Genomic DNA, 7,832 nt, shown 5'->3' on the forward strand with positions numbered 1-7,832 from the left:
CCCTTGAACGCGATCGGCAGCCATTGCTGCAGCATGCGGTCGTCGGCGCCCTTGCGGCCGCGCCATTCCTCGCGCACCACGCCGCGTTCGTCCACCACCTCGGTGGAATCGAACAGCTGCCCGTGCGCCCAGTCGCTCAGGATCTGGAACGCCTTGTCCACGATCCGCGCCGTGTCGGTGGGGATGGGCAGGATGTACACCGTCTCGTCGAAGCCCGTGGAGGCGTTCAGGTCGGCGCCGAACTGCACGCCGATGGACTGCAGATAACTCACCAGCGCGTTCTTGGGAAAGTGCTGGGTGCCGTTGAACGCCATGTGCTCGATGAAGTGCGCGAGTCCGAGCTGCTTGTCGGTCTCGAGAATCGAGCCGGCGTTCACCACCAGCCGCAGTTCGGCGCGCTTCTCCGGCTTGTGGTTCACGCGGATGTAGTAGCGCAGCCCGTTGGGCAGCGTCCCCACGGTCACCGCCGAGTCGACGGGCAGGGTGGCGGTGAGCGGCGGCGCGGCCTGCGCCGCGGCCAGCGTGGGCAGGAGCGCCGCGATCGCGGCGAGCAGGAATCGGTTGCGCATCGTGAGGTCTGGTTAGTGCTGTCGCGTGCGGAGCTGCTTGATCGCGGCGCCCAGGGCGTCGATCTCGCGGCCGTAGGCGGCCCAATCGCCGGCGCGCTGCGCCGCGATCGCCCGGTCGTAGTGGTTCTGGGCCTGCTGGAGCAGCGTGACCTGCGAGGCCGTGGGAGCCGGCGCGCCAGCCACGGCGCCGGCTGCGGCCGCCACGCCGGCGGTGTCGAGCATGTCACCCGTGGCCGTGACCGACGCCCCCGCGCCGAACATCGCGTTCAGCGCCTCGTCGAGCGTCTCCCCCATCACCACGCGGTTGCCGCTGGCCACGACCACGCGCTTGAGTTCGGGGATCGTGCCCCCCGAGGCGCGCAGGTACAGCGGCTCCACGTAGAGCAGCGATTCCTCGATCGGGATCACCAGCAGCTCGCCGCGAATCACCTGCGAGCCGCGCTGATCCCACAGCGTGAGCTGGCGCGAGATGTCGGTGTCCTGGTTGATCCGGTTCACGATCTGCGTGGGCCCGTACACCAGGCTCTGCTTGGGGAACCGGTACACCATCAGCTTGCCGTAGTTGTCGCCGTCCATGCGCGCCACCATCCACGCCGCGAGGTTGTCCTTGCCGCGGGGCGTGAACGGCGTCATGTAGATGAACTCGGGCTTCTGTTCGCCGGGCAGCCGCAGGATGATGTGCCGCATGAACGGCGTCACGTTGGACGCGCCGTCGGCGGGGCTCGGGATCTGCCACTGGTCCTCGCGGTGGTAGAACGCGTCCGGCTCATCCATGTGGTAGGTGGCCTGCAGCGTGGCCTGGATGCGGAACAGCCGCCCCGGATAGCGCAGGTGCGCCCGGATGTCGGCCGGCATCGCGGCCAGCGGCTTGAAGATCCCCGGGAAGATCTGCTCGTCGGTGCGGATCACCGGGTCGTTGGGGTCCATCACGTACGCCGTCACCGCGCCGTCGTAGGCGTCGATCGTCACCTTCACGCTGTTGCGCATGTAGTTGGTGCCGTCGCCCACCGGCTCCGAATACGGATAGCGGTCGCTGGTGGTGTAGCCGTCCAGGATCCACACCAGCCGGCCGGCGTCGGTGATCACGAGATAGGGATCGGGATCGAAGTCCAGGAACGGGAGCGCCGTGGTGGCCCGGTCCATGATGTTGCGGTGGTACATGATCCGCGCCGCGCCGGTGATCCCATCCGAGAACAGGATGTTGAGCGACCCGAACTCCCAGGCGTACAGCGCGCGGCGGGCCAGCGAGCCCACGGGCACCCCGCCCGTGCCCGTGTACGACGTGTACATGTTCGTCTCGCCCGCCGGGTAGTCGAACTCCTTCTGCGCCGTGTTCACGAACACGTAGCTGTTGGTGAGCTGCCCGTAGTAGATCTGCGGCCGCGTGAGCTTCACCGAGACGTCCGACTCGGGGGGCAGGTTCTTGATGAACAGCACCGGCAGCCCCTCGGGCGTCACCTGGTTCACCGGCGCCATCGTCACGCCCATGCCGTGCGTGAACGTGAGGCGATCGTTGATGAACGTCTGCGTGGGCAGCGACGCCGTGTTCAGCTCGCGGGCCGACAGGTGCACCTGGCGGTACTGCCCGTCGATGGTGTACCGATCGTCGTTCACCGACACGAAGTCGTAGTAGGTGCGGATCTCCTGGATCTGCTTGAACGTCTGCTGGAGCAGGTCGCGCTCCCACAGGCGCACGTTGTCGATCGTCGCCGCGTTGGCGCGGATGTCGGCCATCGTCAGCTTGGCTTCGCCGCTCAGATTGCTGGTCTGCACGCCGTCGATGCCCCACGCCCGGCGCGTGGCCATGATGTGATTCTTGAGAAAGGGCGTCTCGTCCACCAGTTCGTTGGGCAGCACCACCAGCCGCTCCACCGCCAGCGGCACCACGCCGCGGGCCAGGATCCCCACCACCACGTACGCGCCCACCCCGATCAGCGTGTACCGCAACAGCCGGCCGCGGATGAGCCCGTACGCCACCAGCCCGGCGCCGAGGAGCGCCACGATCGCCGACAGGCGAATTCCGGGCAGCGCCACGTGCACGTCGGCGTAGCTCGCGCCCACGAGCGGGCCCGTGGTGGAGTAGAGCAGCTCCGCCGTGCGCACGATCCAGAGCCGCAGCGCCGAGAGCACGAACAGCGCCGCCACCAGCAGCCCGATATGGCGCTCGGCGCCCGCATCGGCCGTGGCCCGCCGCGGCCCCAGCACCAGCTCGCCGCGCAGGGCATACACCACCGCCACCGCCGCCAGCGAGAGCGCGCCCAGCGTGATCAGCACGTTCAGCACCACCGAGATCGCCGGCAGCCGGAACAGATAGAAGCCCACGTCGCGCCCGAAGATCGGATCCACCGTGCCCACCGAGGCGCCGTGGAACGCCTGCAGGAAGGTCATCCAGAGCGACGAGGCCGCCACCGCCACGAGAAACGCCACGAACAGCGAGCCGAGGCGGATCACCGGCCTGAGCAGACGCGAAACGTCGAGCGGCGGCGCGTTCAGCCGCTGGATGAACAGCGCGGGCATCTTGCCCGGGTGCCCGGCCGCCAGCCGCAGGTTGCCGAACACGATCGCCCACCCCACCACGCCACCGGCCACGAACAGCACCACGCGCCAGATGAGCGACGTCGTGAACACGGTGGTGAATCCGATCTCCCGGAACCAGAGCCAGTCGGTGGCGAAGCCCGCCAGCCAGGGGAACACGATCAAGCCGAGCAACGCGAGGACGACGATGCCGATCAACAGGCGTCGCACGTCGTGCCGCATCGGAGGCGCTATCCGGCGGCCGGGTCCATCGAAGGGAAGGGTCATGGCGGATTCAAGATGCCATGATTCCGCGGAGAACACCAACGCGCCAGGCCGCCGCTCTGGACAACCGCGCGCCCCGGGGGCGTAATTGAGTCGCCGCCCCCTTCCCATCGCCATCCGAAACCCGAACGGACTTCGCCATGTTCCGCCCTCGCAGATTGCCCCGCGCCGCCCTCCTCCCGGCCGCCCTAGTCCTGATCGCCGCCGCCGGGACCGGCGGCCGCCGCCCCGCCACTCGGCCGCGCCCCGCGCCCATCCCGTCTCCGGTGGACACCGCCCTGCTCAAGACGTTCCGCTGGCGCAACGTGGGGCCCGAACGCGGCGGCCGCTCGATTGCCGTGAGCGGGGTCAAGGGCCAGCCCAACGTGGCCTACTTCGGCGCCACCGGCGGCGGCCTCTGGAAGACCACCGATGGCGGCAAGCACTGGGCGCCGGTCACCGACGGCCAGATGACCAGCGCCTCGGTGGGCGCGGTGGCCGTGTCGGAGACCAATCCCAACGAGGTGCTCATCGGCACGGGCGAGTCGGAGATCCGCGGCAACATCATGCCGGGCGACGGCATCTACCGCTCGATGGACGCCGGCAAGACGTGGACGCACGGCGCCTTCCGCGACGTGGACGCCATCTCGAAGATCCGCATCGATCCCACCAATCCCGACATCGTGTTCGCCGCCGTGTTCGGCAAGTACGCCGTGCCCAGCGCCGAGCGCGGCGTGTTCAAGAGCACCGACGGCGGCGTGACCTGGCGCAAGGTGCTCTACCGCGACGACCGGACGGGCGCCGTGGACGTGGAGATCGACCGCACCAATCCCAGGGTGGTGTACGCGGCGCTCTGGGAGGCGTATCGCAAGGAATACACGGCCTCGTCAGGCGGCCCGGGCAGCGGGCTGTTCAAGTCCACCGACGGCGGCGAGACGTGGACCGAGATCACCCGCCACCCCGGACTCCCCGCCGGCGTGGACGGCAAGATCGGCATCGCCGTGTCGCCGGCCAACCCCGACCGCGTGTACGCCCTGATCGAGAACGCCGCCGGCGGGCTCTACCGCTCCGACGACGCCGGCGCCACGTGGACGTTCATCAACGGCAGCCATGACGTCCGCCAGCGCGCCTTCTATTACACGCACGTGTACGCCGATCCCAAGAACGAGAACCTGGTGTACATGCAGAACACGGACCTCTTCAAGTCGGTGGACGGCGGCAAGACGCTCACCACGCTGCGCGGCACGCACGGCGACTTCCACGATCTGTGGATCGACCCCGACCAGGGCGAGCACATGGTGGTGGGCAACGACGGCGGCGGCGCGGTGACCACCGACGGCGGCAAGACCTGGACTCCCGAGACGTACTCCACGGCCCAGCTCTACCACGTGGCGGCCACGGCGCGCATCCCGTACGACCTGTGCGGCGCCCAGCAGGACGACGGCACGATCTGCGTGTCGAGCACGGCGGGGCTCGATGCCGCGGGGGGCCGCGGAGGTCGCGGTGGTGGACGCGGCGCGCCGGCCCCCGCGGCGTACGATGCCGGCGGCGCCGAGCCGGGCTACATCGCCCCCGACCCGCTGGACCCCGACGTCTTCTTCTCCGGCTCCAACAACGGCGGCTTCCTGGAGCGGCTCAACCGCCGCACCGGCGAGGCGCGCGAAGTGAATCCGTATCCGCTCATGTTCTCCGGCGAACCGTCCAGCGCCCTCGTCGAACGCTGGCAGTGGACGTATCCCATCATCTTCTCTCCGGTGGATCCCCACCTGCTCTACGCCAGCTCGCAGCACCTGTGGAAGACCACCGACGGCGGCCAGCGCTGGACGCGCATCAGCCCCGACCTCACGCGCCACGACCCCAGCACCATGGGCCCGTCGGGCGGGCCGATCACGCACGACATGAACTCCCCCGAGGTGTACGGCACCATCTTCGCCATCGGACCCTCCAAGAAGGACGTGAACGTCATCTGGACGGGGTCCGACGACGGCCTGGTGTACGTCACGCGCGACGGCGGCAAGACGTGGACCAACGTCACGCCCAAAGACATGCCCGACTTCGGACGCGTGAGCCAGATCGACGCCTCGGCGTTCGACGGCGGCGCCGCCTACGTGGCCGTTAAGCGTCCGCTGCTCGACGACCGGGCGCCGTACATCTTCCGCACCCACGACTACGGCAAGACGTGGACGAAGATCGTGAACGGCATCCGCGCCGACGACTACGTACACGCGGTGCGCGAGGATCCCACGCGCCAGGGCCTGCTCTACGCCGCCACGCAGCACGGCGTGTACATCTCGTACGACGACGGCGATCAGTGGTCGTCGCTGTCGCTCAATCTGCCCGACGTGCCGGTGAGCGATCTGATCGTGGTGCGTAACGACCTCGCCATCTCCACGCACGGGCGCGGCTTCTACATCCTGGACCACATCGCGCCCCTGCAGCAGTACACGCCGCAGGTGGCGGCCGCCGACGCCTGGCTGTTCGCGCCGCCCACGGCCGTGCGGTCCACGGACGGCGCCACGATCACCTACTGGCTCAAGCACCCGGCGCAGCGCGTGAGCATCGACATCCTCGACGCCAACGGCCGCGTGATCCGCGCCTTCAAGCCCGACACGGCCAAGGCCGCGCCGGGCGCCGGACGCGGCGGGTTCGGCCGCGGCGGGTTCGGGGGCGGCGCGCCGCCCGCCGCCGAGGGCATCAATCATTTCGTATGGGATCTGCGCTACGAGGGCGCCACCACGTTCCCGGGCATGATCCTCTGGGGCGCGTCCACCCAGGGTCCGGCGGCGCCGCCGGGCACGTACCAGGTGCGCCTGGTGGCCGACGGCCGCACGCTCACGCAGCCGGTGACGGTGGTCCGCAATCCGCTGTTCACCGACGTGAGCGACGCCGACCTGCGCGCGCAGTTCGCGCTCGCCATCAGGATCCGCGACCGGCTGTCGGAGGCCAACCAGGCCGTGATCGATGTGCGCAACGTGAATGCGCAGGTCCAGGACCGGCTCAAGAAGTCGGACGACGCCCAGCTCAAGGCCCTGGGCGACACGCTCGACGTGCACGCCGCCGCCATCGAGCAGAACGTGTACCAGGTACAGAACCAGAGCGGGCAGGATCCGCTCAACTTCCCGATCAAGATCAACAACCGGATCGGGACGCTGCTCAGCACCGTGGATCGCGGCGACGGGCGGCCGATCGCCGCCGCCCAACCGATCTTCGACTACCTGAGCGGCCAGCTCAAGGTGCAGACCGACGCGCTGGCCCGGGTGTGGGCCACCGACCTCGCGGCGTTCAATGCACAGGCCAGGAAGCTCGGGCTGCCCCCCGTGACTCCGGGGTGCGCGCCGGGCCAGGTGTGCGGCATCGTGCCCTGATCCTTCAACGATCAGTGGGAAGTGACCGCGCGGCGCCTCTCGGGGCGCCGCGCGTCATTTGCCCCGCTTCTCCGATCCCCTACGCCGCGTCGTTCAAATCACCGACTCCCGTCGCGAGTGCCGCAACAGACATTGCACTCGCTTGCCCGATCCGGCACGTCGCCGATCGGGCTCTTCCAGGAGACCCCATGACCATCAGGACTCTGTGGGCATTGCTGTTCCTCGCCGCGCCCACGGTGGCGGCCGCGCAGGAGCAACCGCGCGTCAGCGCGCAGTGGGCGGTGATGAAGGCCAACGTGGCCACGATCAGGAACGTGCCCGAGAAGGAACGCTGGACCGCCAACGTGGAGCTCTGGCAGCTGCATCTCGCGCAGACGGGCCGGATGGCCGCCAAGGACCACGAGCAGATGTCCAAGCTGCTCGACATGATCCGGTACAACGTCTCGCGCATCCGCAACGCGCCGGAAAAAGCGCGGTGGACCGCGAACATCCAGCTGTGGACCGTGTTGATCGACGACGAGGGCGTGCTCTCCCGGGCGTCGCTCACCAAGCTGACCCCCGTGCTCGACACGCTCAAGGCCAACGTCGCCCAGATCACGTTCGCCGAAGAACGCGAGCGGTGGGATGCCAACCGCGAGCTCTGGCAGTCGGTGCTCGCGCGGTCGGCGGCGGCCTTCTAGCGGGCGCTCACGGCTTCCGGAGAGGCGCCGGCCCGTCCAGCACTTCGCGCACGCGCTGCGTCAGTTCCGCCACCGTGTACGGCTTGCCCAGGAAGTGGGTCACGCTGTCCAGCACGCCGTGGCGCAGGATCGTGTCGTCGGTATAGCCCGAGGTGTACAGCACCCGCACCTCGGGATGCGTGCTCTCCACCTTGGCCGCCAGCTCGCGGCCGCTGATGCCGGGCAGCACCACATCGGTGAGCAGCAGGTGCACCGGCGTCCGATGCTGCGCCAGTAGCTGCAACGCCTCCGCGCCGTCGCCCGCGGCGAGCACGGTGTAACCCGCCGACGTGAGAATCCGCTCGGCCAGCCGCCGCACCGCCACCTCGTCCTCCACCAGGAGGATCGTCTCCGTTCCCGGCGCGTGCGCCGCAGTCCGTGCGGTCACGCGGGCGTGCGGC

Annotated in this window: 5 protein-coding genes; 2 read left to right on the plus strand and 3 right to left on the minus strand. The window is 69.2% G+C overall.

Translation table 11 applies throughout. From position 1 onward, the window contains the following. Positions 1-569, minus strand: a 569-nt coding sequence (locus VNE60_11025; protein ID HVB32048.1) for an insulinase family protein, incomplete at its 3' end; no start/stop codon positions are given. A 12-nt stretch (positions 570-581) separates the two neighbouring features. Then, on the minus strand, positions 582-3,314 hold the full coding sequence (locus tag VNE60_11030; protein HVB32049.1) for a UPF0182 family protein: 2,733 nt from the start codon (positions 3,312-3,314) through the stop codon (positions 582-584). A 320-nt stretch (positions 3,315-3,634) separates the two neighbouring features. Here VNE60_11030 and VNE60_11035 point away from each other — a divergent pair, with 320 nt between their 5' ends. Both VNE60_11035 and VNE60_11040 read left to right on the plus strand, forming a co-directional pair. Further along, a complete protein-coding gene (locus VNE60_11035) occupies positions 3,635-6,712 on the plus strand; it encodes a glycosyl hydrolase (protein HVB32050.1) in 3,078 nt (1,025 codons plus the stop codon). 188 nt (positions 6,713-6,900) lie between these two features. Then, entirely contained in the window at positions 6,901-7,392 is a 492-nt protein-coding gene (locus VNE60_11040; protein ID HVB32051.1) for a hypothetical protein, read from the plus strand. A 7-nt stretch (positions 7,393-7,399) separates the two neighbouring features. Here VNE60_11040 and VNE60_11045 read toward each other — a convergent pair. Then, positions 7,400-7,832 (minus strand): response regulator (locus VNE60_11045; GenBank protein ID HVB32052.1); only part of this gene is annotated, 433 nt, incomplete at its 5' end.

The organism is Gemmatimonadaceae bacterium, from assembly GCA_035533755.1.
In the GTDB taxonomy this organism is placed as follows: Bacteria; Gemmatimonadota; Gemmatimonadetes; order Gemmatimonadales; family Gemmatimonadaceae; genus JAGWRI01.